Source organism: Agrobacterium sp. CMT1 (assembly GCF_037203725.1).
GTDB classification, from domain to species: Bacteria; Pseudomonadota; Alphaproteobacteria; order Rhizobiales; family Rhizobiaceae; genus Agrobacterium; species Agrobacterium pusense.
Map to the genome: position 1 here is coordinate 695,800 of NZ_JBBCAR010000007.1, position 23,472 is coordinate 719,271.

Annotated in this window: 18 protein-coding genes and 1 pseudogene; 13 read left to right on the forward strand and 6 right to left on the reverse strand. The window is 60.0% G+C overall.

Going from position 1 to position 23,472, the window contains the following annotated elements; translation table 11 throughout:
- Positions 1-69 precede the first annotated feature (69 nt).
- Positions 70-996 (forward strand): hypothetical protein, encoded by a 927-nt coding sequence (locus tag WA845_RS11775; protein ID WP_337322335.1) that lies wholly within the window; start codon positions 70-72, stop codon positions 994-996.
- A gap of 47 nt (positions 997-1,043) precedes the next feature.
- On the forward strand, positions 1,044-1,748 hold the full coding sequence (locus tag WA845_RS11780) for a hypothetical protein (RefSeq protein ID WP_107339548.1): 705 nt from the start codon (positions 1,044-1,046) through the stop codon (positions 1,746-1,748).
- Positions 1,749-1,792: 44 nt separating this feature from the next.
- Here WA845_RS11780 and lysS read toward each other — a convergent pair whose 3' ends face one another.
- The 6 genes from lysS to WA845_RS11810 form a co-directional block, all read right to left on the reverse strand.
- Positions 1,793-3,292 (reverse strand): lysine--tRNA ligase, encoded by a 1,500-nt coding sequence (lysS, locus tag WA845_RS11785; RefSeq protein WP_004445220.1) that lies wholly within the window; start codon positions 3,290-3,292, stop codon positions 1,793-1,795.
- 249 nt (positions 3,293-3,541) lie between these two features.
- Positions 3,542-4,999: a glutamate--tRNA ligase gene (gltX, locus tag WA845_RS11790; protein WP_022562751.1), complete on the reverse strand. Its 1,458-nt coding sequence runs from the start codon at positions 4,997-4,999 to the stop codon at positions 3,542-3,544.
- Between the two features lie 213 nt (positions 5,000-5,212).
- Positions 5,213-6,985, reverse strand: coding sequence for an SLC13 family permease (locus WA845_RS11795; protein WP_112553832.1), 1,773 nt, complete (start codon positions 6,983-6,985; stop codon positions 5,213-5,215).
- 243 nt (positions 6,986-7,228) lie between these two features.
- The gene (locus WA845_RS11800) at positions 7,229-7,516 is read right to left on the reverse strand and encodes a GIY-YIG nuclease family protein (RefSeq protein ID WP_112553834.1); all 288 of its coding nucleotides are present in this window, start codon (positions 7,514-7,516) and stop codon (positions 7,229-7,231) included.
- Between the two features lie 178 nt (positions 7,517-7,694).
- A complete protein-coding gene (locus tag WA845_RS11805) occupies positions 7,695-8,453 on the reverse strand; it encodes a TerC family protein (protein WP_072493045.1) in 759 nt (252 codons plus the stop codon).
- Between the two features lie 193 nt (positions 8,454-8,646).
- On the reverse strand, positions 8,647-9,333 hold the full coding sequence (locus tag WA845_RS11810) for a TetR/AcrR family transcriptional regulator (RefSeq protein WP_004445213.1): 687 nt from the start codon (positions 9,331-9,333) through the stop codon (positions 8,647-8,649).
- Positions 9,334-9,496: 163 nt separating this feature from the next.
- Between WA845_RS11810 and WA845_RS11815 the strand changes: the two genes are divergently transcribed.
- From WA845_RS11815 to WA845_RS11865, 11 genes and pseudogenes are all read left to right on the forward strand, one after another.
- Positions 9,497-10,708: an HlyD family secretion protein gene (locus WA845_RS11815; RefSeq protein ID WP_004445212.1), complete on the forward strand. Its 1,212-nt coding sequence runs from the start codon at positions 9,497-9,499 to the stop codon at positions 10,706-10,708.
- Between the two features lie 34 nt (positions 10,709-10,742).
- Positions 10,743-12,326, forward strand: a complete 1,584-nt coding sequence (locus WA845_RS11820; protein WP_004445211.1) for a DHA2 family efflux MFS transporter permease subunit — start codon at positions 10,743-10,745, stop codon at positions 12,324-12,326.
- A 244-nt stretch (positions 12,327-12,570) separates the two neighbouring features.
- Positions 12,571-13,221 (forward strand): annotated as a pseudogene (locus WA845_RS11825) (pyridoxamine 5'-phosphate oxidase family protein).
- Positions 13,222-13,337: 116 nt separating this feature from the next.
- Positions 13,338-14,360: a LacI family DNA-binding transcriptional regulator gene (locus WA845_RS11830; protein ID WP_045531595.1), complete on the forward strand. Its 1,023-nt coding sequence runs from the start codon at positions 13,338-13,340 to the stop codon at positions 14,358-14,360.
- 103 nt (positions 14,361-14,463) lie between these two features.
- The gene (xylB, locus tag WA845_RS11835) at positions 14,464-15,918 is read left to right on the forward strand and encodes a xylulokinase (RefSeq protein ID WP_112553836.1); all 1,455 of its coding nucleotides are present in this window, start codon (positions 14,464-14,466) and stop codon (positions 15,916-15,918) included.
- 241 nt (positions 15,919-16,159) lie between these two features.
- Positions 16,160-17,470 carry a xylose isomerase gene (gene xylA, locus WA845_RS11840; protein ID WP_004445208.1) on the forward strand — a complete coding sequence of 437 codons (1,311 nt, stop codon included), beginning with the start codon at positions 16,160-16,162 and terminating at the stop codon, positions 17,468-17,470.
- A 707-nt stretch (positions 17,471-18,177) separates the two neighbouring features.
- Positions 18,178-19,557: a GH1 family beta-glucosidase gene (locus WA845_RS11845; RefSeq protein WP_112553870.1), complete on the forward strand. Its 1,380-nt coding sequence runs from the start codon at positions 18,178-18,180 to the stop codon at positions 19,555-19,557.
- Between the two features lie 366 nt (positions 19,558-19,923).
- Positions 19,924-20,553, forward strand: coding sequence for an NAD(P)H-dependent oxidoreductase (locus WA845_RS11850; RefSeq protein ID WP_004445205.1), 630 nt, complete (start codon positions 19,924-19,926; stop codon positions 20,551-20,553).
- Positions 20,554-20,920: 367 nt separating this feature from the next.
- Complete coding sequence (locus tag WA845_RS11855) at positions 20,921-21,961, forward strand: methionine ABC transporter ATP-binding protein (RefSeq protein ID WP_060942288.1); 1,041 nt, start codon at positions 20,921-20,923, stop codon at positions 21,959-21,961.
- Positions 21,951-22,619 (forward strand): methionine ABC transporter permease, encoded by a 669-nt coding sequence (locus tag WA845_RS11860; protein ID WP_006699527.1) that lies wholly within the window; start codon positions 21,951-21,953, stop codon positions 22,617-22,619. The genes WA845_RS11855 and WA845_RS11860 overlap by 11 nt, the downstream gene beginning before the upstream one ends.
- 33 nt (positions 22,620-22,652) lie before the next feature.
- A complete protein-coding gene (locus tag WA845_RS11865; RefSeq protein WP_006699526.1) occupies positions 22,653-23,432 on the forward strand; it encodes a MetQ/NlpA family ABC transporter substrate-binding protein in 780 nt (259 codons plus the stop codon).
- The last annotated feature ends 40 nt before the right edge of the window (positions 23,433-23,472 follow it).

Here is a 23,472-nt window from a genome sequence, read left to right on the forward strand (position 1 = left end):
GCGTGTGTTCCTCATCCTTCGAGCCACGTTTCCGGGGTGAGGGCGAGAGGCGGGGTACTTGATGTCAGGATGTTGCGGGTGAAAGCTGTATTCGGACGAATGCGGTTTTCGCGCAAGCTCGTTATGATTGGAGGCGGGATCCTGCTTTTGGCAGGCGCGACCGGTTCCGCTGCCGTGTTCATCGGCAGCGAGCGGCTGCTTGGCCCATCCTATGCCTCCACCAACGGGCTTTCCTGCGACGCAGTCCAGACAGTGAATATCCGCAAGAACGGCTCGCTATGGGTACGCAAGTTCATTCGCACCGAAGGCGGAGACGGCACGGAGCGGTTGAAAACCGCCCTGCGCGTCGCCAAAGCGGTTTACGACAAACAGAAGCCCGATCTGGTTCAGGTCTCCGTACTTGACAGGAACGGCCCGCAGCTGCGTTCGGAAATGCGCGGCCGGGCCATTGCCGCACAGGTGGTCTTCATTCCGGATCCGGCGAAAATTCCCGAGGGCGCCGAGGCCCGCCGTTATTCAGCCTTCTATTATGACGGCGCAGCAAATGGCAGCGGCCAGTTTTACGGTCTGCGCATCGATCTGCCGCTTGAAGATACCGAAGCCATGGCTGCCAGCCTCAGCGACTTCGCCGATTGTGCGACGCCGGTTGCGGAGCCGGAAGCGGGCGGCCACGAGGGCAAGTCCGCCAAAGGTCACGGCGAAAGCAAGGGCGGGGCCAGCGGCGAACATGACGCTGTGCCAACGGAGCCCGGCCATGGCGAAACTGCTCCGGAAGCACATGACGAAACTCCGTCTCCCGAAGCGCATGGTGAAACCGTCACCGACGAGCTTCTGACCTCGACACCGGAAGCCGAGGGCAGCAGCATCTTCAGCCTGTCCTATCTGAAGTCACTGATCTTCGGAAAAGGCTCGACCACCGCGCAGGCGGCTGAAGAGAAGGCGGCTGGTGAGACTGCGGTGGCGGAAGAGCCGGGTGCCGGGAAGTCGGGACACTAGTTCCGATTCGCTGCTGCGGATAGTGTTAACAGCGGTGGTCAAAGATCATGAATGCAATCGAGCAGAACCTCATTAACTGGAAGGCATCGCTTTCCTCAAATATTCCCGTAGGGGGATTGCTCTCTCGCAACTCGCTTGTTTACAAATGGAAAGCTGCTTTCCGTATATGGATGCTTAGAGAAGCTATCTTCTGGCGGTTAAGCGACCTGATGACACAGTCATACGAGTTGCACAGGACTGGAAATGGGCTAGGTGCACGCATCTTGTTGCGGAGTGGGTTTGAGACCCTCGCGACCATGATTTATCTAAACCAACTCATGCAGGATGTTCTCGAAAGGAAGTTAGACTTTCACACGTTCGGAGACAAAACCGCCGTTTTGTTACTTGGGTCGCGCAATAACGTTGATTTACCTTACTCGCTTAATATCGTCACGGTTCTGAATAAGTGCGATAAGTGTTACCCCGGAATAATGTCGCTATATGCGGATCTTTCTGAAAGCGCTCACCCAAGCTATGAAGGTCTCTGTACGGGCTACTCAAAGATTGACCATGATGAGTTCGAAATACATTTCTCCAATCGCTGGATGGAGATATTTGGGAACCGGCATCTGGGATCGATGGAACTGTGTATGGAAACGTTCCACCACGAGTATGACCACGTATGGCCTGATCTAATCGAAAAGCTTGAGCGTTGGATCGAGGCGAACGATAGAGAGCTAGAGGCGACGAAAAATTCCAAACACTCTTCTTAAGGGCGGTCAACAGACCGCCCTGGTTTGATTGATACCGGATAAGATCAATCCGCCTTGTTGCGGCGGGCCGGGAAGAGAATGACGTCGCGGATCGACGGGGCGTTGGTCAAAAGCATGATCAGGCGGTCGACGCCGATGCCGAGGCCGCCGGCGGGTGGCATGCCCTGGTCGATGGCGTCGAGGAACTCGTCGTCCAGCTGCTTGTCCTTTTCGCCACGCGCATGCGCCTGTTCCAGCTGCTCCACCATGCGGCGGCGCTGTTCTTCCGGATCGTTGAGTTCCGAGAAGGCGTTACCCACTTCCCAAGCGTTGCAATAGCTTTCGAAACGCTCGACGAGGCGCGGTTCACCCGGCACTTCCTTGGCGAAGGGCGAGATGTCCTTCGGAAAGTGCGTGACGTGGCTCGGCTGGATCAGCGTGCCTTCCACCTTCTCTTCGAAGATGAAGGCAAGGCATTCGCCCCAGGTCCAGTCCTTCTCGACAGCAAAACCGGCGGCCTTGGCGGCAGCTCGGGCTTCTTCGTCGGTCTTGATGGCGAGGAAGTCGATACCGGTTGCTTCCTTCACCGCATCAGGCATCGGCACGCGCTTGAACGGACCCTTGAACGAGATCGTCTGGCCCTGGAATTCCACCTCTGTGGTGCCGTGGAGCGAGATCGCCAGCGTCTCGAACAGCCGCTCAACGAGACCCATGATGTCCTCGTAGTCGGCATAGGCCCAGTAGCACTCCATCATGGTGAATTCAGGATTGTGCCGTGTGGAGACGCCTTCGTTGCGGAAGTTGCGGTTGATTTCAAAAACCTTGTCGGACAGGCCCGAAACCAGCGTGCGCTTCAGGAACAGTTCCGGCGCGATGCGCAGATACATGTCCATCTTCAGCGTGTTGTGGAAGGTCTTGAACGGATCGGCGGTCGCGCCGCCATAGACGGTCTGCAGCATCGGCGTTTCGACTTCGAGGAAGCCTTCGGCCTCCATGAAGCGGCGAATGCCGGAGAGAATCTTCGAGCGCTGCAGGAAGCGCAGCTTGGATTCCTCGTTGGAGAGAATGTCGAGGTGGCGCTTGCGGTAACGCAGCTCGATGTCGGAGACGCCGTGCCACTTCTCGGGCATTGGCAGCAGCGACTTCGTCAGCATGGTGATTTCTTCGGCGTTGATCGTCAGCTCACCGCGCTTGGTGCGGCGCACCTTGCCAGTCACGCCGATGATGTCGCCGATATCGATCATCGGCAGCAGGTTGCGCGCCGCTTCCGGCGTCGTATCCTTGTGGCTGAAGATCTGCACCTTGCCCGAGGCGTCATGAATATCCATGAACATGCCGGAATTGCGCGAGGAATAAACGCGCCCCGCCACCGTCACCGTATCACCGGTCTCGACGTCGGCTTCGATATCGGCATATTTTTCCGCCAGCTCGGCATTGCTCATCGTGCGGTGGAAATGCGCCGGATAGACGTCGCCGATCTGCTCGCGCAGCAGCGCAAGTTTCTGGCGGCGCACTTCTGTCGCGTCGGAGGAGAGGGCGGTGGTTTCGGTCTTGGTGTCGGTCATCGTGTTCGCCTTTAGCGGGCTTGTTCGTTGCGGTTAACCTTGGCGCTCTGGGTTACCCCCCTCTGTCCTGCCGGACATCTCCCCACAAGGGGGGAGATCAGATGCCGCGCCCGCCCGTTCCATGGGCAAGGTGTCAGCCGCTTGTCGATCTCCCCCCTTGAGGGGGAGATGCCCGGCAGGGCAGAGGGGGGTGAGCCCCAGGCAAAGGGCGTATTCTAAAATGCTGCCGTCACCGCCAGCACGTCATCATCAGCTTCCGCTGCCAACCATCGTGGCCACAACGGCGATCGCAGCCTTCAGGCGCTGGCGCACGACGGAGCGGCCAAGCAGCGCCATCGAGTCAAACAGCGGCAGCGAGCGCGACGATCCGGACATGGCGACGAAAAGCGGCGGCGTAACGACGCGCAGCTTCTTGCCGGTGCGTTCGGCCACATCGCGCAGCTCGGCCTCGATGGCTTCCACATTCCAGTCGGGCATCTTTTCGAGGTCTGCCGCAACCGTGGTGAGGATTTCGTGGATTTCTTCCGGCTTGCTCTTCAGCCCGGCAAAGGAAGCGGGCGTCAGGCCAGCATCGCTTGCGAGCAGGAAGCCGGCAAGGTTCGGCAGCTCGCCGAGTTTGGAAACGCGGCTCTGCGCAAGCTTCAGGCCCTCGGTCAGGCGGGAATTCTCCATCGCCCATTCCAGTGTGCGGGCAATGAACTCTTCCGGCGAAAGCTTTTCGCGCAGCCAGCGGCCGTTCAGCCAATCCAGCTTCTGAATGTCGAAAATGGCGCCGGCCTTGGACAGCGCTTCCGGGTCGAACTTCGCGGCGAGCTCGTCCATGGTCAGAAGTTCTTCGCCCTCTGCGATCTGGATGAAGAACAGGCCGAGGAAGTTCATCAGCGCTTCCGGCAGGTAACCGAGCGCGGAATAATAGGAGATCGAGGTCGGGTTCTTGCGCTTGGAAAGCTTGGACTTGTCGGCGTTGCGCATCAGTGAGAGATGCATGAACACCGGCTCCTGCCAGCCGAAATAACGGTACAGCAGAATGTGCTTGGGCACAGACGCCAGCCATTCTTCGCCGCGCGCCACATGGCTGATCTTCATCAGATGGTCGTCGATGACGTTGGCCATGTGATAGGTCGGCATGCCGTCGGCCTTGATCAGCACCTGCATGTCGACGGAATCCCACGGGATCGAGACATCGCCATAAACGCCGTCATGGAAATCGCACGAGCCTTCGGTCGGGATTTTCATGCGCACGACGTTCGCTTCACCGGCGGCAACGCGCGCGGTCACTTCCTCGGCCTTGAGGTTGAGGCAGTGACCATCGTATTTCGGCGGCTTGCCGGCGGCGCGCTGGGCTTCGCGCATCTGCTCCAGCCGCTCGGGCGTGCAGAAACAGCGGAAGGCATGGCCCTTTTCCAGAAGTTCTTCGGCATAGGGCCAGTACATCGCCTTGCGCTCTGACTGGCGATACGGACCGTAAGGGCCGCCGACATCGGGGCCTTCCGACCAGGTAAGGCCGGTCCAGCGCAGGGCTTCCAGCACCTTCTGCTCATATTCGAGGGTCGAGCGGGTGGCGTCGGTATCCTCGATGCGCAGGATGAACTCGCCGCCGTGTTTCTTGGCGAAGAGATAGTTGAACAGCGCGATATAAGCGGTGCCGACATGCGGCTCGCCGGTGGGGGAAGGTGCGATGCGGACGCGAACGCCGGAAGTGGTCATGAATTTCACTCGTCGTGACGTGGCGGTGACATCGGGGCGGTTCCACCCTGATACCACGGAGTTTTCGTTTGGATGCGGCAGGACATCATGTCGAAAGGCGAAAGGAAAGTGCCTTTTTCATATTCCCGTTCGGCTTGGGCTTAGGCCATATTCTGCCGCAGGCGTCAAGGAAATATGGAGTCTCCAGAGGTCGGCCGGTCCTGCCGGCTGGCTTCAGTTGACCGGCCAGACGTAAAGCAGCATGGGAATGCTGGCGAGGACGATCATGATCGATAGCGGCAGGCCAAGCCGCGGGTAGTCGCTGAAACGATAACCGCCGGGACCCATGACCAGCGTATTGCACTGGTGCCCGATGGGGGTGAGGAAATCGCAGCCCGCGCCGATCGCCACCGCCATCAGGAAGGCCTCCGGCCGGAAACCCAGCGTGGTGGCAAAACCCGCTGCAATCGGTGCCATGACCAGCACCGTTGCGGCATTGTTGAGAAAGGGCGTAACCGCCATGGCGGTGAGCAGGATCATGCCGAGCGCGGCAAAGGGCGGCAGGCCCTGAGCCGCGCTGCCGAGCCAGGCGGCGATCAACTCGCTGGCGCCGCTGGTGCGCAGCGAGTCGCTGACGGGAATGAGGGCGGCGAGCATGACGAGGATCGGGCCATCGACGGATTTGTAGACTTCGGTCAGCGGAATGGCGCCGACGACGATCATCATGAAGGCGGCTGCGAAAAAGGCGACCGAGACCGGGACCAGACCGCTGCCGGCCGCGATCATGGCTGCGGCGAGTACGATGACCGGCAAAAGCGCGCGGCGCTGTACGCCGAGCAGAATCTCCCGCTGCGCCAGCGGCAGCAGCGAAAATTCCTGCAGCACCTGCGGCAGGTTCTTGCGGCTGCCCTGTAAAAGGATGACGTCACCCGCCTGCAATGTCAGTTCCGAGAGCCGCTGGCTGACACGCTGGCCGCGCCGGCTCACCGCGATCAGGTTGACGCCACGCGTATAGGAGAGCGCGAGTTCCCGCGCCGAAATGCCGTTCAGAACGGATTCGTTGCTGATGACGGCCTCCATGGAAATGAGATCGGCGGTTTTCTGGCCGTTCTCCATCAGGGGCTTGCCGGAAAGCAGCAACTTTGCCTGGGAGACGATGCGGTCGAGCCCTTCCGGGCTGCCTTCGAGCAGAACCGTGTCTCCGGCCTTCAGCGTCACGTCGGGAAAGGGGGAAATGCGCCGCGGTCCGCGCAGGATGGTGGTGGCGATGACATCGCCATCGGCCTGCTTGAGAAGTTCGCGCAGCGGCTTGTCCGCAAAGGTATTGTCTGCAGGCAGCGTCGCTTCGGCGGTATAGGCGGACTGGTCGAGAATATCCTCGACAGAGGCCTTTTCCCGGTTGCGCACCGGAAGCAACCGATAACCGAAGGTCAGGAAGATGATGCCGATGACGGTGAGGCCAGCCCCAACGGGCGTGAAATCGAACATCGAGAAGCTCTCACCGGTCATCTCCTCACGCAGGCGCGAGACGACGATGTTCGGCGATGTGCCAATCTGCGTCATCAGCCCGCCCAGCAAGGCGGCAAACGCCATGGGCATCAGGTAATAGGAAACCGGGCTTCCGGATTTGCGGGCGAACTGGAACGCGACAGGCATCATGATGGCGAGTGCGCCAATGTTCTTGATGAAGGCCGACATGACGGCGACGACGACCATCAGGAAGGCGAGCTGCAGGCCTTTTGAATGCATCTCGGGGAAATATTTCTTGATTGTCATATCGACGATGCCTGAACGCGCCACCGCCGAACTGACAACCAGTGCGCTGCCGACGATGATGACGATATCATCCGAAAAGCCGGAAAATGCCTTGTCGAAAGGCACGACCCCGAGTGCTACAGCCACCAGCAGCGCGCTGCAGGCGACGACGTCATAACGAAACCTGTCCCAGATGAAGGCCACCATCATGCCGGCGATGACGGTGAAGGCGAGGATCTGGTCTGTCGTCATGCTGGCTTATGCTTTCGAAGGAGAGGCGGCGGAAGTCGCACCTATCGATGAGGATATCGAAGAACGCAAGCCGGGGTGAGGCGGTTCCTGGCGTGAACTGAGGATTCACGCCCCTCCGTCATGCCGGACTTGATCCGGCATCCAGCCAGCCCAAGTCTTTGGGCTGAAAGGACTCTCTCCAACGCGCAGACACGCGTCGGCTGGATGCCGGATCAAGTCCGGCATGACGGAGGTGAGGTTTCGTTAGAGAAGATAATGAGCGATATCGTCCCATTCCGCATTGATATCTTCAATCAACTTGATCTTCCAAGCGCGTGGCCAGTTTTTTATATTCTTTTCTCTAGCAATCGCGTCCGTGACGAGATCGTATGTCTCGAACCAAGCGAGAGTCTTGACGCCATAACGGGTTGTGAAACCGGGTGTCAGATTGTTCTGATGCTCATATAGTCGCTGAGAAAGATTGCTGGTAACGCCAGTATAGAGCGTTCCGTTTCTTTTCGATGCAAGAATATAAACGTAACCTTGGCGCATGAGAAAAGCATGCGCAGCGCCAACTATTTTGGCAATAGGCAGAAATCATTTCCGTCATACCGGACTTGATCCGGTATCCAGCCAGCCCAAGTCCTTGGGCTGAAGGGACTCTTTACGATGCGCAGACGCGCATCGGCTGGATGCCGGATCAAGTCCGGCACGACGGAAGGAAGTGCGGTCAATGCACCTCTTCCGCACCCGCCTTCTTCCTGCGCCTTGCATTGCGCGCCAGCATGTTGAGCAGTTCCACCAGTGCCGAGAACGCCATGGCGGCATAGACGTAGCCCTTGGGAACATGGAAGCCCATGCCTTCGGCGATCAGTGTCGTGCCGATCATCATCAGGAAGGCGAGCGCCAGCATGACGATGGTGGGGTTACGCTCGATGAAATTGGCGAGCGGCGTTGCGGCCAGCAGCATGACTGTCACGGCCACGATGACGGCGACGATCATGATCGGCAGGTGAGGGGTCATGCCGACGGCGGTGATGATGCTGTCCACCGAGAAGACGAGGTCGAGCAGCAGGATCTGGCCGATGGCGGCGCCGAAATTCATGCCCACAGGGCCGCCCACCAGGTCTTCCTTGTGGTCTTCCGGGTCGACATTGTGGTGAATTTCCTTGGTCGCCTTCCAGACGAGGAAGAGACCGCCGGCGATGAGGATCATGTCCTTCCACGAGAATGGGTGGCCGAAGGCTTCGAAGACCGGTGTGGTGAGCTGCACGATCCAGGCGACGGTACCAAGCAGGCCAAGGCGCATGACGAGCGCGAGGCCTATACCGATCTTGCGGGCTTTTTCGCGCTGTTCAGGCGGCAGCTTGTTGGTGAGAATGGAGATGAAGATCAGGTTGTCGATGCCAAGCACGACCTCCATGACGATCAGTGTGACGAGCGCCACCCAGGCGGCGGGGTCCGACAGAAGAGGGAGAATGGACTCCATCAGGTATGTTTTCCTTTCAGCAACAAGGCCAGCCGATATATTCGGTGGGTGGAATTTATAGCGCAATACGCGAGAAACAAGGAGATAGCTCCTGTGTTTGGCAAGATTTCATCGAAATTTCGCGCAAACCGCGTATCGGACGCCATTGCCTTGCCGGCCCGATGCCGGTCAGGCCGTCCCTTGCTGAATGGTCTCAGGCCTTGTCTGTTCCGTAAGCCGCCATGAATACATTGATGGCGCTGCTGATAACCCGGTCCAGTTCCTCGTCGGGAACCGGGCCTTCCAGTTCGCCGAACAGCCGCAGCTTGAAGAAGGTGCCGGTGGAAAGCTCGATATATTGCCGGGCGGCCAGTTCAGGATCGTCCACTTTCAGATGGCCGATCTCGACCTGATGTTGGATGAAATCCAGGAGCACGGTGCGCACGTTGTTCGGAGCCGACAGGAAAAAGCGCTGCGCCAGTTTTGGCATGCGATCGATGACGCCGAGCACCGAACGCATGGCGGGAATCATGTCCGAACAGATCATCTTGTTGGCAAAGGCCTTGCCGAACTGCTCCAGCCCCTCGCGCACCTCCTCGGTGCCCTCAAGGATATGGCGCATGGAGGTGGCGAATTCGTTGCGATGGTGATCGACGAGCGCAACGAACAGATCCTCCTTGTTGGAGAAATAGACGTAGATCGTGCCCTTGGAAACGCCCGCTTCACGCGTGATGTCGTTCATGCTGGCCGCATCGAAGCCCTTGCGCTTGAACACACGCCAGGCACCTGCCAGAATCTGCTCGCGTTTGGCCGGGTCTTCGCCCGCCGCAAAACGCCCGGCGGCATTGCCCGGACAGCCCGTTTCCGTTTCCGTCTCCATATCCCTGTCTTCACCTGCCATCGCTACCGCCCTCATAGCATCACAACGGCGTAAAAAAAATTAACCGAACGTCGAACCAATCGGTTCGATAACACTTGATATGTGTCAGGAAAGAGATTATGTCAATCGAACCGAACGGTTCAGTTCGAAAAACTTTCTTCAATCTATCACGGTAAGCTCTCTCATGTCGGCCCAGAAGAATAATGCGGTTCGCGCCGTCAACGATGCGGAAGAGGCGGATATCTCCGCCAAGGCCGAGACCTCTCCCGCAAAGCCGGCGGAGGCGCCTTCCCAGCAGCCGCAGGCAGCGCCGGCACCAAAGCAGAAGAAGCGCTCGAAGCTTCTGCCTGTCATTGCTATTGCACTGCTGGCCGGTGCTGGCTGGTACGGTTACAACTGGTGGATCGATGGTCGCTTCCTGGTGTCGACGGACGACGCCTATATCGAAGGTGACATCGCGGTCATCGCGCCGAAGGTTTCCGGTTACGTCGCCAGGGTGAACGTGGTCGAGAACCAGGAAGTCAAGGCGGGCGACCCGCTGGTGACGCTTGACGACGGCGATTATCGTATCGCGCTCGACCAAGCCGAAGCGCAGATCCGCACCGAGGAACTGTCTCTGAAGCGTATCGATGCGCAGATCATCGGCGGCGAAGCGGCGCTCGAGCAGGCCGTTGCCCAGAAGGGCGCGCTGGATGCAGCCCTTCGTGGTGCGGAAATCACCCAGAAGCGCGCAAGCCAGCTGCAGGCAAAGGATGTCGGCACGGTTGCCGCGTCCGATAATGCGCAGGTCGCGCTCGATCAGGCCAAGGCGAATGTCGTGGCCGGCGATGCCGCCATCGCCTCGGCCAAGGCCAATGTGGAGCTCCTGCGCGCCCAGCGTCAGGAGGCGGAAAGCACCATCCGTTCGCTGCAGCTGTCCCGCGACAAGGCGGCCCGCGATCTGTCCTTCACGGTTCTGAAGGCGCCTTATGACGGCGTTATCGGCAATCTCGCGGTACAGAATGGCGATCTGGTGTCTGTCGGCAAGCGTCTGGCTTCGCTGGTGCCGATGAACGAGCTTTATATCGACGCCAATTTCAAGGAAACGCAGCTCGCCCGCGTCGTACCCGGTTCGAAGGTGCGCGTGCATGTCGACGCCTTTGACGACGCGACGATCGAAGGCACGGTCCAGTCGATCTCGCCGGGTTCCGGCTCGGTCTTCTCGATGCTGCCGCCGGAAAATGCGACGGGCAATTTCACCAAGGTCATCCAGCGCGTGCCGGTTCGGATCGTCTTCTCCAAGGAAGACCTCGAAAAGCATAATCTGCGCGCGGGCCTCAGCGTTGTTGTCGATGTCGATACCCGCACGGCGCCGGAAACCACCAGAACGGCGCAAGCTAATCCGCAGGCCAAGTAAGGCGCGTCTTTGACGCACCGTTGAGGGCAAGATCATGGCGGCTACGGTTGTCGGCACGGGCGGGGCGTCCATCCCCGCCGATCCTCCGATGGACAGGCGCAGGCTCATCGCATTTTTCGCGATGGTCTTCGGCATGTTCATGTCCATTCTCGACATTCAGATCGTTTCCGCCTCGCTTGCGGAAATCCAGGCCGGCCTCGGCGCCGGCTCGGATGAGATCGCCTGGGTGCAGACGTCCTATCTGATCGCGGAAGTCATTATGATCCCGCTGTCGGGCACGCTGGCGCGCATCCTCTCCACGCGCGTGCTCTTTGCCACCTGTGCTGCGGGCTTCACCATCTCGAGCGCGCTTTGCGCCACTGCCACCAATATCGACCAGATGATCGTTTACCGCGCGATCCAGGGCTTTATCGGCGGCGGCATGATCCCGTCGGTCTTTGCGGCCGCCTTTACCATCTTCCCGCCGTCCAAACGCTCGGTGGTCTCACCGATCATCGGTCTCGTCGCCACGCTCGCGCCCACCATCGGCCCGACGGTCGGCGGTTATCTTTCCAACGCCTTTTCCTGGCACTGGCTGTTCCTCGTCAACATCATCCCCGGCATCATCGTCACCATCCTGACATGGAGCCTGATCGATTTCGACAAGCCGGAAAAGTCACTGTGGAAGAAGTTCGACTGGTGGGGGCTGATCTCCATGGCCGTCTTCCTCGGCTCGCTGGAATATGTGCTGGAAGAGGGTAACAACAAGGACTGGTTTAACGACGAGCACATCGTCATGGGAACGGTCGCCATGGTTATCGGCGCGGTCGTCTTTTTCTGGCGCGCCTTCAAGGTGGAGTTCCCCGTGGTTGATATCCGCGCCTTTGCGGACCGCAACTTCTCCATCGGCTCGCTGTTCTCCTTCGTCATGGGCATCGGGCTTTACGGGTTGACCTATCTCTACCCGCTCTATCTCGGCCGGGTGAGGGGATATGACGCGCTGATGATCGGCGAAACCATGTTCGTGTCCGGCCTTGCGATGTTCTTCACCGCGCCGATTGCCGGCAAGGTCTCCACCAAGCTCGATCCGCGGGCGATGATGGCCATCGGCTTCATCAGCTTCGGCTGCGGCACCTGGATCATGACGCATGTGACGACCGACTGGGATTTCTACGAGCTGCTGATCCCGCAGATCCTGCGCGGTTTCGGCCTGATGATGTGCATGGTGCCGATCAACAACATCGCGCTCGGCACCCTGCCGCCCGCCCGTATCCGCAACGCCTCCGGCCTGTTCAACCTCACGCGTAACCTCGGCGGCGCCGTTGGTCTTGCCGTCATCAACACAATGCTGTCGCAGCGCACGGACGACCATTATGTGCGTCTGGCCGAACATATCAGCTATTCCAACCCCAAGGCGCTGGAATGGCTGAACAGTGTCGGCGCCAACTATGATTCCTACGGGCTCGATGGCGCATCCGTCGCGGTCAAGAAAATGGTCGGCATGGTCTCGCAGCAGGCATGGATTCTAGCCTTCGCCGATGTGTTCTTCGCGCTGACGCTGCTGTTTTCCAGCCTGATCTTCATGACGATCCTGATCCAGAAACCCAAGGCAGCGCCGCCACCAGACGCGGCGCACTGATAACAATCCCCTCCCATCCACCGCAGAGCTGGGGCCGTCGGAAATGACGGCCCCTTTTTTACCTCCGGCCAAAATCCCCATTTCGCCTATTGCCCGATTTCAACTGTTGATCGCAGCGGGCAAGCCATGTATATCAATTTATGAGGTACGTACCTCAAAGGCGCAAGGGGAGCGAAAACGGGGCCGGGAGGACGGCTGACCGGGATTGTGGCCCCTTGGGCAGGGCGGTTCAGAGGGGGAGATCATGGCGGCCTTGGAACTCAATCCAGACTTCGCAATCACGGATGAGCAGTCGCTTCGCGGCCTGTTCGAGCCGACACATGCCCTCGCGCTACAGAAGTGTCAGGACAGGCTCGGCGAACATGCGCAGGAATTCATTCGGCGTTCGCCGTTTTCTCTGCATTGGCACCCAAAACCTTGAGGGAAAGGCCGATGTCAGCCCTCGCGGCGATCCGCCGGGCTTTGAAAGGTTCTCGACGCGCGCACGCTGGCGATCCCGGACCGGCCGGGCAACAATCGCCTTGATACGCTCAGCAATATCATCGCCAACCCCATTGTCGGTCTCTTGTTTATCGTGCCCGGTTTCGACGACACCCTGCGGGTGAACGGGCGAGCGACACTGAGCACCGATCCAGAACTACTGAAGCTGATGAGCGTTGCGGATCGTATCCCCAAACTTGCCATCGTCTTGAAGGTGGATGAGGTCTTCATGCATTGCGCCAAGGCGTTCCGGCGCTCCCACCTGTGGGATCCCGCGCATCACCAGTCCCGGTCGGAAATGCCCTCGCTTATCAAGATCATCTTGGATGAAACGTCGCGCACTCCGACAAATGGGGATGACCTGCGGAAGATGGATGAGCAGCTGGAGCAGGACTACCGCCGGACCCTCTATTAGCCTCAGCCAATGCCGGGATTGATATTCCGCAGCCATTTGATGAATTATGAGGTACGTACATCATTTTTCGATTTACGGCGGCCGCAAAGCTGGATATGCAGGAGGCGGGAGGAGCCATGAAGCCGACAGTTCACGATATCGCCGAGCGGGCGGGCGTCAGCCTCGCCACCATAGACCGGGTGCTGAACATGCGCCCCGGCGTGCATGCGGCGACGCGGGCGCGGGTGGAAGCCGCCATTGCCGAGCTGGGTTACGTGCGTGACATCGCCGCCGCCAATCTGGCCAAGGGGCGCAATTACTCGATGATCTTCATCCTGCCCGGCAACGACAATTCCTTCATGGCGACGCTGCGCGCCGAGGTGCGGGCTGCGGCCAGCCGCTCGCATCTGGAGCGGACGGCGATCCGCGTCATCGAGGTGCCGCCGTTTAATGCTGCGGCTCTGACCGAGGCTCTGGAAGTCGCGCGCCGGGAAAAACCATCCGGGGTGGCCTTCGTCGCCACCGATTCCGAGGATGTGGCGGAGGCCGCCGACCGGCTGGCGGAAGACGGCATCGCCACGGTGACGCTGGTGTCGGACCTCTCGGGTTCGAGGCGCGACCATTATGCCGGCGTGGACAACGTCGCGGCCGGCCGCACGGCGGCGAGCCTGATGGGACGTTTTCTTTCCGGGCGCGGCGGAGATGTCGCCGTTGTGGCCGGCTCCATGCTGGTGCGCGACCATCGCGAGCGTCTTGAAGGGTTTCGCGCCGTCATCGAGGCAGAGTTTCCCCAGGCGCGGCTGCTGCCGGTGCTGGAGGGCAGGGACGATCCGGTGACCGTCGAGGCGCTGGTGCGCGAGGCGCTCGGCAATGCAACCCTCGCCGGCATTTACAGTCTCGGTGCCGGTAATCGAGGTCTCATCCGCGCGCTTGGAGCGGTAGATGACGAAAGACCGCTTTCGGTCATCGCCCATGAGCTCACCGAAACCACCGCCAATGCGCTGCGGCAAGGGCTGCTGGATGCCGTGCTCAACCAGGACGCGGGTCACGAGGTGCGCAGCGCCATCCGCGTCCTGAAGGCGCGCGCCGATGGCCTGCCCGTCATCGCCGCGCAGGAACGTATTCGTATCGACATCTTCCTCAGGGACAATCTTCCCTGAAGAAACTCTTCCGAAGGAAAAGTGGCCGCCGGTTTTCCCTCTGGCGGCGGCTTTAAAAAACCGCATGAACTTTGGCGCATGGCGCGCCGGAATGGAGAAATACATGTATCTCGGTCTCGATCTTGGCACTTCAGGCGTCAAAGCCCTGCTGATGGACGGCGATCAGAAAATCATCGGCTCGGCCAACGGCTCGCTGGATGTCTCGCGCCCGCATCATGGCTGGTCTGAACAGGACCCGGCGGACTGGATTGCCGCGACGAAAACCGCAGTGGCCGGCCTGAAGCAGAAATTTCCGAAAGAGCTTGCCGCGGTGAAGGGCATCGGCCTTTCCGGCCAGATGCACGGCGCCACACTTGTCGATGCCGATGGCAAGGTGCTGCGCCCCTGCATTCTCTGGAATGACACCCGCTCCCATGCCGAAGCAGCCGCACTCGACGCTGATCCGCGCTTCCGCAAGATAACCGGCAATATCGTCTTCCCCGGCTTCACCGCGCCGAAGCTCGCCTGGGTGGCAAAGAACGAACCTGAAGTCTTCGCAAAAGTCGCCAAGGTATTGCTGCCGAAGGATTATCTGCGGCTGTGGCTGACCGGTGAATATATCTCGGAAATGTCCGATTCCGCCGGCACCTCCTGGCTCGATACCGGCGCGCGCAAATGGTCATCCGAACTTCTCGCCGTCACCGGGCTCAATGAAAAACACATGCCGTCTCTGGTGGAAGGCACGGATGAGGCGGGCGTTCTGCGCGCCGAGCTTGCCTCCGAATGGGGCATTTCCGGCCGGGCCGTGGTTGCCGGCGGAGCGGGCGACAATGCCGCCTCGGCCTGCGGCATGGGCACGGTGAAGGAAGGTCATGCCTTCGTGTCGCTCGGAACCTCTGGCGTGCTTTTTGCCGCCAATGCCTCTTATCTGCCGAAGCCGGAAAGCGCAGTTCATGCTTTCTGCCACGCGTTGCCCAATACCTGGCACCAGATGGGCGTCATTCTCTCCGCCACGGATGCACTGAACTGGTATTCGCGGCTGACAGGCCAATCTGCCGCCGATCTGACCGGCGAACTCGGCGACACGCTGCTTGCACCGACTGGCGTCACTTTCGCTCCCTACCTTTCCGGCGAGCGCACACCGCACAATGATGCTGCCATCCGCGGCTCCTTCATCGGCCTTTCGCATGAGAGCGACCGCAAGGCGCTGACGCAGGCCGTGCTTGAGGGCGTGACCTTCGCGATCAGAGACAATCTCGAAGCCCTGAAATCCGCCGGCACCTCGATCTCTCGTGTCACCGCCATCGGCGGCGGCTCGCGTTCGGCCTATTGGCTGGCGTCGATTGCTACGTCGCTTGGTGTGCCAGTGGATATTCCCGCCGAGGGCGATTTCGGTGCGGCCTTCGGTGCCGCGCGTCTCGGCCTGATTGCCGCGACCGGAGCTGATCCGGTGGCGGTGTGCTCGCAGCCGGAGACGGCGCGGACGATTGAGCCGGTGGCTGATCTGGCCGGTGCCTATGAGGAGGCTTACCGGCGGTATCACGCGGTTTATCCGGCGATTAGGGCGCTATCGCATTGAGACACGGCGTGTGGGGCTTCACCCCCCTCTGCCCTGCCGGGCATCTCCCCCTCAAGGGGGGAGATCGGCAAGCGGCGGACCCTTCGCTTCATCTCCAGCCTCGCAAGAGGTGGACACCTAACCACGAGTCGATCTCCCCCCTTGAGGGGGAGATGTCCGGCAGGACAGAGGGGGTTGAGCGGCAAACGCCAACCCTGAAATTTCAGAACACCATCTAGACCCACCAAGGAGGAACCACCCAATGAGCACAGGCTTCTTCGGCGATATCGCGAAGATCAAATATGAAGGCCCCGACAGCACCAATCCGCTGGCCTTCCGCCACTACAACCCTGATGAAATCGTCGCGGGCAAGCGCATGGAAGATCATCTGCGTTTTGCGGTGGCCTACTGGCACACCTTCACCTGGCCGGGCGGTGACCCCTTTGGCGGCCAGACGTTCGAGCGTCCATGGTTTGAAGACAGCATGCAGGCCGCGAAACTGAAGGCCGACGTGGCGTTCGAATTCTTCTCGCTGCTCGGTTCGCCGTTCTACTGCTTCCACGATGCCGACGTACGGCCGGAAGGCAAGAACTTCGCGGAAAACACGAAAAACCTCAACGAGATCGTCGATTATTTCGCGCAGAAGCAGGCCGATACAGGCGTGAAGCTGCTGTGGGGCACGGCCAACCTCTTCTCCAACCGCCGCTTCATGTCCGGTGCCGCGACCAATCCCGATCCTGACGTCTTCGCCTTCTCCGCCGCAACGGTGAAGACCTGCATGGACGCCACCAAGAAGCTCGGCGGCGCGAACTACGTTCTGTGGGGCGGCCGCGAAGGTTACGAAACCCTGCTCAACACCGATCTGTCGCGCGAGCTCGACCAGCTTGGCCGCTTCCTCAATCTGGTGGTGGAATACAAATACAAGATCGGTTTTGAAGGCACGATCCTGATCGAGCCGAAGCCGCAGGAGCCGACCAAGCACCAGTACGACTATGACGTCGCCACCGTTTATGCCTTCCTGCAGAAGAACGGTCTCGACAAGGAAGTGAAGGTCAATATCGAGCAGGGCCACGCCATCCTCGCCGGCCACTCTTTCGAGCACGAGCTTGCCATGGCCAACGCGTTCGGCATTTTCGGCTCCATCGACATGAACCGCAACGATTACCAGTCCGGCTGGGATACGGACCAGTTCCCCAACAACGTGCCGGAAATGGCGCTGGCCTATTACCATGTGCTCGCCGGCGGCGGTTTCAAGAATGGCGGTACCAACTTCGATTCCAAGCTGCGTCGCCAGTCGCTCGATCCGCAGGACCTGCTGATCGGCCATATCGGTGGCATGGATTGCTGCGCCCGTGGCCTCAAGGCGGCGGCGAAGATGATCGAGGACGGCGCATTGTCGAAGCCACTCAAGGAGCGCTACGCCAAGTGGGATTCGCCGGAAGCCCAGAAGATGCTGCGCGGCGAGCTGAAGCTCGACGAGATTGCGGCATTGGTCGAGCGCGAGGATATCAATCCTGAGCCAAAATCGGGTCGTCAGGAATATCTCGAAAACGTGGTCAATCGTTACGTTTGACGTGATGGAGGGGGTGACGGCAACGTTGCCCCCTCATCGCCCCGCTGCGCTCCGGCACTTCGCCCCGGCGGGGAGAAGAACAAGCTTCACGCTCCTTGCCAAACGCGGCGGGCTCGGCACATTTCTTCTCTCCGCCGGAGGAGCCCAAAGGGCTGGATAAGGGGCCCCGCTCTCAGTTCTGCTCCAGAAGAAGCGGACAACTCTGCGCCACCCCTCCATCCTTTTCAGTCACTTCCGAAAAAATTCTTCCTCTCCCATCCCCATTGCCTCCGTTGGCTGCATCATTCCTCCCGCAACCGGAACGGAAGGGCGATACGCGCGGCGCCTTTTGCGAACCGGTTGCCGGCATCGACAAGCATGGTTCTGGTAGACCGTGTTTCGGAGAGGCGTCCCGCACGGCCAGAGGCGGGAAGGGCTGATCGGATAGATGTCGTGAAAAGGCTGTAAGCGAGAGGCCGTGATTATGGTCTCCATAATGCGGCCCGGTGCATGCAAATACTTCCACCACTACCCATTTCACACGCATTCACCGGGCCTGCCTCCCATGCCGCCGCTTACGCGCTGCGGTGACGTTTGCGCATGCAAAGCGCTTTGGGCCTGTTCACCGCGCATCCTGAAACGTTGTAGATTCCGCCGAGCCCGACTGTACCTCGCAGGCGACATGGTCTAAACCGCTGCTGATCTTTTCACATCCGATGGACTCTCCGATGACCGATCCCAAAACGCTCGCAGCCCGTTTCCCCGGCGATTTCCTGTTTGGCGTCGCAACTGCCTCGTTCCAGATCGAAGGTTCCACCAAGGCGGATGGCCGCAAGCCCTCCATCTGGGATGCCTTCTGCAATATGCCGGGCCATGTCTTTGGGCGTCACAATGGCGATATCGCCTGCGATCATTACAATCGCTGGGAGGAAGACCTCGATCTCATCAAGGAGATGGGGGTGGAGGCCTATCGTTTCTCGATCGCCTGGCCGCGCATCATTCCCGATGGTTTCGGGCCGATCAACGAGAAGGGTCTGGATTTTTACGACCGCCTCGTTGATGGCTGCAAGGCGCGCGGGATCAAGACCTATGCGACGCTGTACCATTGGGATCTGCCGCTGACCCTGATGGGGGATGGCGGCTGGGCTTCCCGCTCCACGGCACATGCCTTCCAGCGTTACGCCAAGACCGTCATGGCCCGCCTCGGCGACCGGCTGGATTCAGTCGCGACCTTCAACGAGCCCTGGTGCGCGGTGTGGCTCAGCCATCTCTACGGCATTCACGCGCCGGGCGAGCGCAACATGGAGGCGGCCCTTGCCGCCATGCACCATATCAACCTCGCCCATGGTTTCGGCGTGGAAGCTTCCCGCCACGTCGCGCCGAAAGTGCCGGTGGGGCTGGTATTGAACGCCCATTCCGTCATTCCCGCTTCCGATGGCGAGGCTGATCTGAAGGCGGCCGAGCGGGCCTTCCAGTTCCACAATGGCGCGTTCTTTGACCCGGTCTTCAAAGGCGAATATCCCGCCGAGATGATGGAGGCGCTGGGTGATCGTATGCCCGTCGTGGAGGCGGAAGACCTCGGCATCATCAGCCAGAAGCTCGACTGGTGGGGCCTGAATTATTACACGCCGATGCGCGTTGCCGACGACGCGACACCGGGCGCGGAATTCCCCGCGACTATGCCCGCACCGGCGGTCAGCGATGTGAAGACCGATATCGGCTGGGAGGTTTACGCTCCGGCGCTGAAGTCGTTGGTTGAGACGCTCTACAAGCGTTACGATCTGCCGGAGTGCTACATCACCGAAAACGGCGCCTGCTATAATATGGGCGTCGAAAACGGCGAGGTGAATGACCAGCCGCGTCTCGATTATTACGCCGAACACCTCGGCATCGTCGCCGATCTCATCCGTGACGGTTACCCGATGCGCGGTTATTTCGCCTGGAGCCTGATGGATAATTTCGAATGGGCCGAGGGTTACCGCATGCGTTTCGGGCTCGTGCATGTGGATTATGAGACCCAGGTGCGGACGGTGAAGAATAGCGGCAAGTGGTACAGCGCGCTGGCTTCGGGTTTCCCGAAGGGGAACCATGGGGTTGCCAAGGGGTGAGGTTTTTTCCCCTCATCCCTGTGCTTGTCACAGGGATCTAGCCAGCCCAAGTCCTTGGGCTGAGGGGAGTCTCTCCGCCACGCGGACGCGTGTGGGCTAAATTCCTGTGACAAGCACAGGAATGAGGGTGGGGAGGCCGGCTGATGCGTAAAATTCAACGTCGACTCCTGACGGGCGAGGGCACGAAGCCTGTCCGCAATAAAGTTCTCTCCCCTTATTATCAGTTTTCCAAACTTTTTTGTCGGTTACCCCACGGTGCCTGCTTGCGCCTGCCGTCCCGGCTCCTATGTGAGACGGGCTACGAAGCGTAGCGCCCATCCTGCCGTCAAGGGGCAGGGCGGGCTGGTCCTCCCAGGGAAAACGAACATGCTTATCGAAAAACTTAACTGGCGTTATGCCACCAAGAAAATGGACCCTTCAAAGACGGTGTCCGAAGACAAGGTCGAGCGCATTGTCGAGGCAGCGCGGCTGGCGCCCACCTCCAGCGGTCTTCAGCCCTTTGAAGTCATCGTCGTCACCGATCCGGAAGTGCGCGCCAAAATCCGCGAGATTGCCTGGAACCAGGCGCAGGTGACCGAAGGCTCGCATCTGCTGGTCTTTGCGGCGTGGGATAATTACACCGAAGAGCGGATCAACCATATGTTCGATCTGGTCAATGAAGAGCGCGGCATCAAGAATGAAGGCTGGGAAGCCTATCGCCAGATGCTGCTTAACACCTATCCGCAGCGCGATCAGCAGGTGAATTTCGAGCACGCCGCCCGTCAGGCCTATATCGGGTTCGGCATGGCTGTGGCGCAGGCCGCCTTTGAGGGTGTGGATTCCACTCCGATGGAAGGTTTCGATCCTGCCAAGCTCGATGAAATCCTTGGCCTGCGTGAGAAGGGCCTGCGCTCCGTCACCATCCTGCCGCTCGGTTATCGCCAGCCGGAAGGCGACTGGCTGGTGAACCTGAAGAAGGTGCGCCGTCCCGCCGAAGAATTCGTCAGCCGCGTCTGATTCAAGGTAATCGCAAAATCTTGACTGCCGCAGGGCTGCACACGCGGCTTTGCGGTAGATTTTTCCTCTCTTTTCAGATAATTGAAAAAACATCCCTGTTAAAAGGTGGCGTGTGCGGGCAAGTATGCGCCATCGAATTGCCGATCCCCGGCATTTCTGAGTGAAAGCCTGACGAAATGACCCGGAAAATCAGCTGTCATCGAATGTGCCCGAAGGCTGCATGAAGAGAGCGGTTCAGCACCGCAACAGGATTTTTTGAGACCCGATCCGTCACGCATTCCCAGAGTTCACAATGAGTTTTCCATCCAGTGCGGCCTCGCCCGCGCGCCAAGAACAGGCGGTCCCTGAAGGGGCGGCAAAGGAGCCGATGGTCACGTTCGAAGGCGTGACCAAGACCTTTGGCGGCACGGGCGGCAAGCCCGGCTTCGCAGCCCTAGCCGGTATCGATTACGCCGTGCCGAAAGGCTCAATCACCGGCATCATCGGTCGCTCCGGTGCCGGCAAGTCCACGCTCATCCGCCTCGCCAACGGCCTTGAAAAGCCTTCGACCGGTCGTGTGATCGTCGATGGCGTCGATGTTGCGGCGCTCGATGAAAAGAGCCTGCGCACGCTGCGTCGTTCCGTCGGCATGATCTTCCAGCACTTCAATCTCCTGTCCTCGCGCACAGCGTTCGACAATGTGGCGCTGCCGCTCGAAATATCAGGCATGGGCAAGAAGGATATCGAGACCCGGGTTGCGCCGCTGCTCGATCTTGTTGGCCTGTCCGATAAGGCAAAGCGTTATCCGGCGGAACTTTCCGGCGGCCAGAAGCAGCGTGTCGGCATTGCCCGTGCGCTCGCCACCCAGCCGAAGCTGCTGCTGTCCGACGAAGCAACGTCTGCGCTCGATCCGGAAACGACACAATCCATTCTCGAACTGCTGAAGCGCATCAATGCCGAACTCGGTCTGACCGTGCTGCTCATCACCCATGAGATGGAGGTGGTAAAGACCATCGCGTCGCAGGTGGCCGTCATCGACAGGGGACTGATCGTTGAGCAAGGCACCACCTTCGATATCTTCACGGCGCCGAAACACGAGACCACCCGCAGCCTGCTGTCGTCCTCTGTCGGCGTGAAGCTGCCGCACTGGGTTACCTCTGGTCTCAAGCCGCAGGCAGCGGAAGGCGATCGTGTTCTGGTGCGTCTGGTGTTCTTCGGCGAAACGGCCTTCCAGCCGCTGACGGCCCGTCTCGTCGCCGAAATCGGCCCCGATGTGAACATCCTCGCCGGCACCATCGAGGAAATTTCCGGCGAGCCCTTCGGTTCGCTTGTCGTCTCCTATCCGGCCTCGGCTGAGGTTACGGCGCGCGCCGATCGCTTTTATGCTGAAACCGGTCTTCACACGGAGGTGCTCGGTTATGTCGCCTGATATGATCTTCAACCTTCTGCTGAAAGGGCTGTTGCAAACCCTTCACATGGTTGCTGTTTCCGGCATCGTTGGGTCCATCATCGGCGTGCCGATGGGCGTTTTCCTCGCCACCAGCGGCAAGGGCGAACTGTTTCCCGCGCCCATGACCAACCGCATCCTCGGCCTCATCGTGAATGCGGCGCGCTCCACGCCCTTCATCATTCTTGTCGTGGCGATCATCCCCTTCACCCGTCTCGTGGCGGGCACGTCGATCGGCACCAGTGCCGCCATCGTACCGCTGACGGTCGCGACCGTGCCTTTCATCGCAAGGCTGGTGGAAGCGGCGATCCGCGAGGTGGACAAGGGTCTGATCGAGGCCGCCCGCGCCATGGGCGCGACCCCGCTGCAGATCGTCACCAAGGTTCTGCTGGCTGAGGCCAAGCCCGGCATCACGCTGGCGCTCACGCTCACGCTGGTCAGCCTCATCGGTTATTCGGCCATGGTGGGCGCGGTTGGCGGCGGCGGGCTGGGCGATCTCGGCATCCGCTACGGTTACCAGCGCTTTATGCCAGACGTGATGCTGGCCGTGGTTCTGGTGCTGATCGTGCTGGTGCAGCTGGTGCAGAGCGCCGGCGACCGGCTGGCGCGCAGCTTCGACAAGCGTACACGGAAGAATTAACTGCGTTCATAATAACAACCCAAGGAGACACCTATGAAGAAACTTATTCTCGCGGCATCGCTCGCCGCTCTCTTCACCGCCGGTCAGGCGCTGGCCGAGACGATCAAGATCGGCGTCACCCCCGCCGAACACGCGCAGATCATGGAACAGGTGAAGAAGATCGCGGCCGCCAAGGGCCTCGATATCGATATCGTCGAGTTCTCCGATTATGTCGTGCCGAACCAGGCGCTGAACGACGGCGAGCTGCAGGCCAACTCGTTCCAGCACCAGCCGTACCTCGACAACCAGATCGCTGACCGCAAGTTCGATCTCGTCAGCGTCGGCACCACCATCACCACCCCGATGGGCGTTTATTCGAAGAAGGTGAAGAGCCTTGACGAGCTGAAGGATGGCGCGACGGTCGGTATTCCGAACGATCCCACCAATGGCGGCCGCGCCCTTCTGGTTCTTGCCTCCAAGGGCCTGATCAAGGTCAAGGAAGAAGCTGGCCTCAAGGTAACGCCTGCCGACATCACCGAAAACCCGAAGAACATCCAGATCGTCGAACTCGACGCCGCACAGCTGCCGCGCTCGCTTGACGATACCGACGCTTCGGTCATCAACACCAACTATGCCACGGCAGCCGGCCTGAACCCGAAGAAGGACTCCATCGCCATCGAAAGCGAAAAGTCCCCTTACGCGAACGTCATCGCCGTTCGCACGCAGGACAAGGACAAGCCCTGGGTGAAGACTCTGGTGGAATCCTACCACAGCCCGGAAGTGAAGGCCTTCATTCTGGAGAAGTATAACGGCACGGTTATCCCGTCCTGGTAATCGCTCCATCACGATGAAAATGATGACCTCTCCCGCTCGC

Coding starts and splice junctions, on each gene's coding strand:
- WA845_RS11810 (WP_004445213.1), bottom strand. CDS start 9,333: ATGGCAGGTGAAGACAGGGATATGGAGACGGAAACGGAAACGGGCTGT.
- WA845_RS11865 (WP_006699526.1), top strand. CDS start 22,653: ATGAAGAAACTTATTCTCGCGGCATCGCTCGCCGCTCTCTTCACCGCC.
- WA845_RS11855 (WP_060942288.1), top strand. CDS start 20,921: ATGGTCACGTTCGAAGGCGTGACCAAGACCTTTGGCGGCACGGGCGGC.
- xylA (WP_004445208.1), top strand. CDS start 16,160: ATGAGCACAGGCTTCTTCGGCGATATCGCGAAGATCAAATATGAAGGC.
- lysS (WP_004445220.1), bottom strand. CDS start 3,292: ATGACCGACACCAAGACCGAAACCACCGCCCTCTCCTCCGACGCGACA.
- WA845_RS11795 (WP_112553832.1), bottom strand. CDS start 6,985: ATGACGACAGACCAGATCCTCGCCTTCACCGTCATCGCCGGCATGATG.
- gltX (WP_022562751.1), bottom strand. CDS start 4,999: ATGACCACTTCCGGCGTTCGCGTCCGCATCGCACCTTCCCCCACCGGC.
- xylB (WP_112553836.1), top strand. CDS start 14,464: ATGTATCTCGGTCTCGATCTTGGCACTTCAGGCGTCAAAGCCCTGCTG.
- WA845_RS11775 (WP_337322335.1), top strand. CDS start 70: ATGTTGCGGGTGAAAGCTGTATTCGGACGAATGCGGTTTTCGCGCAAG.
- WA845_RS11860 (WP_006699527.1), top strand. CDS start 21,951: ATGTCGCCTGATATGATCTTCAACCTTCTGCTGAAAGGGCTGTTGCAA.
- WA845_RS11815 (WP_004445212.1), top strand. CDS start 9,497: ATGTCGGCCCAGAAGAATAATGCGGTTCGCGCCGTCAACGATGCGGAA.
- WA845_RS11780 (WP_107339548.1), top strand. CDS start 1,044: ATGAATGCAATCGAGCAGAACCTCATTAACTGGAAGGCATCGCTTTCC.
- WA845_RS11800 (WP_112553834.1), bottom strand. CDS start 7,516: ATGCGCCAAGGTTACGTTTATATTCTTGCATCGAAAAGAAACGGAACG.
- WA845_RS11850 (WP_004445205.1), top strand. CDS start 19,924: ATGCTTATCGAAAAACTTAACTGGCGTTATGCCACCAAGAAAATGGAC.
- WA845_RS11845 (WP_112553870.1), top strand. CDS start 18,178: ATGACCGATCCCAAAACGCTCGCAGCCCGTTTCCCCGGCGATTTCCTG.
- WA845_RS11820 (WP_004445211.1), top strand. CDS start 10,743: ATGGCGGCTACGGTTGTCGGCACGGGCGGGGCGTCCATCCCCGCCGAT.
- WA845_RS11830 (WP_045531595.1), top strand. CDS start 13,338: ATGAAGCCGACAGTTCACGATATCGCCGAGCGGGCGGGCGTCAGCCTC.
- WA845_RS11805 (WP_072493045.1), bottom strand. CDS start 8,453: ATGGAGTCCATTCTCCCTCTTCTGTCGGACCCCGCCGCCTGGGTGGCG.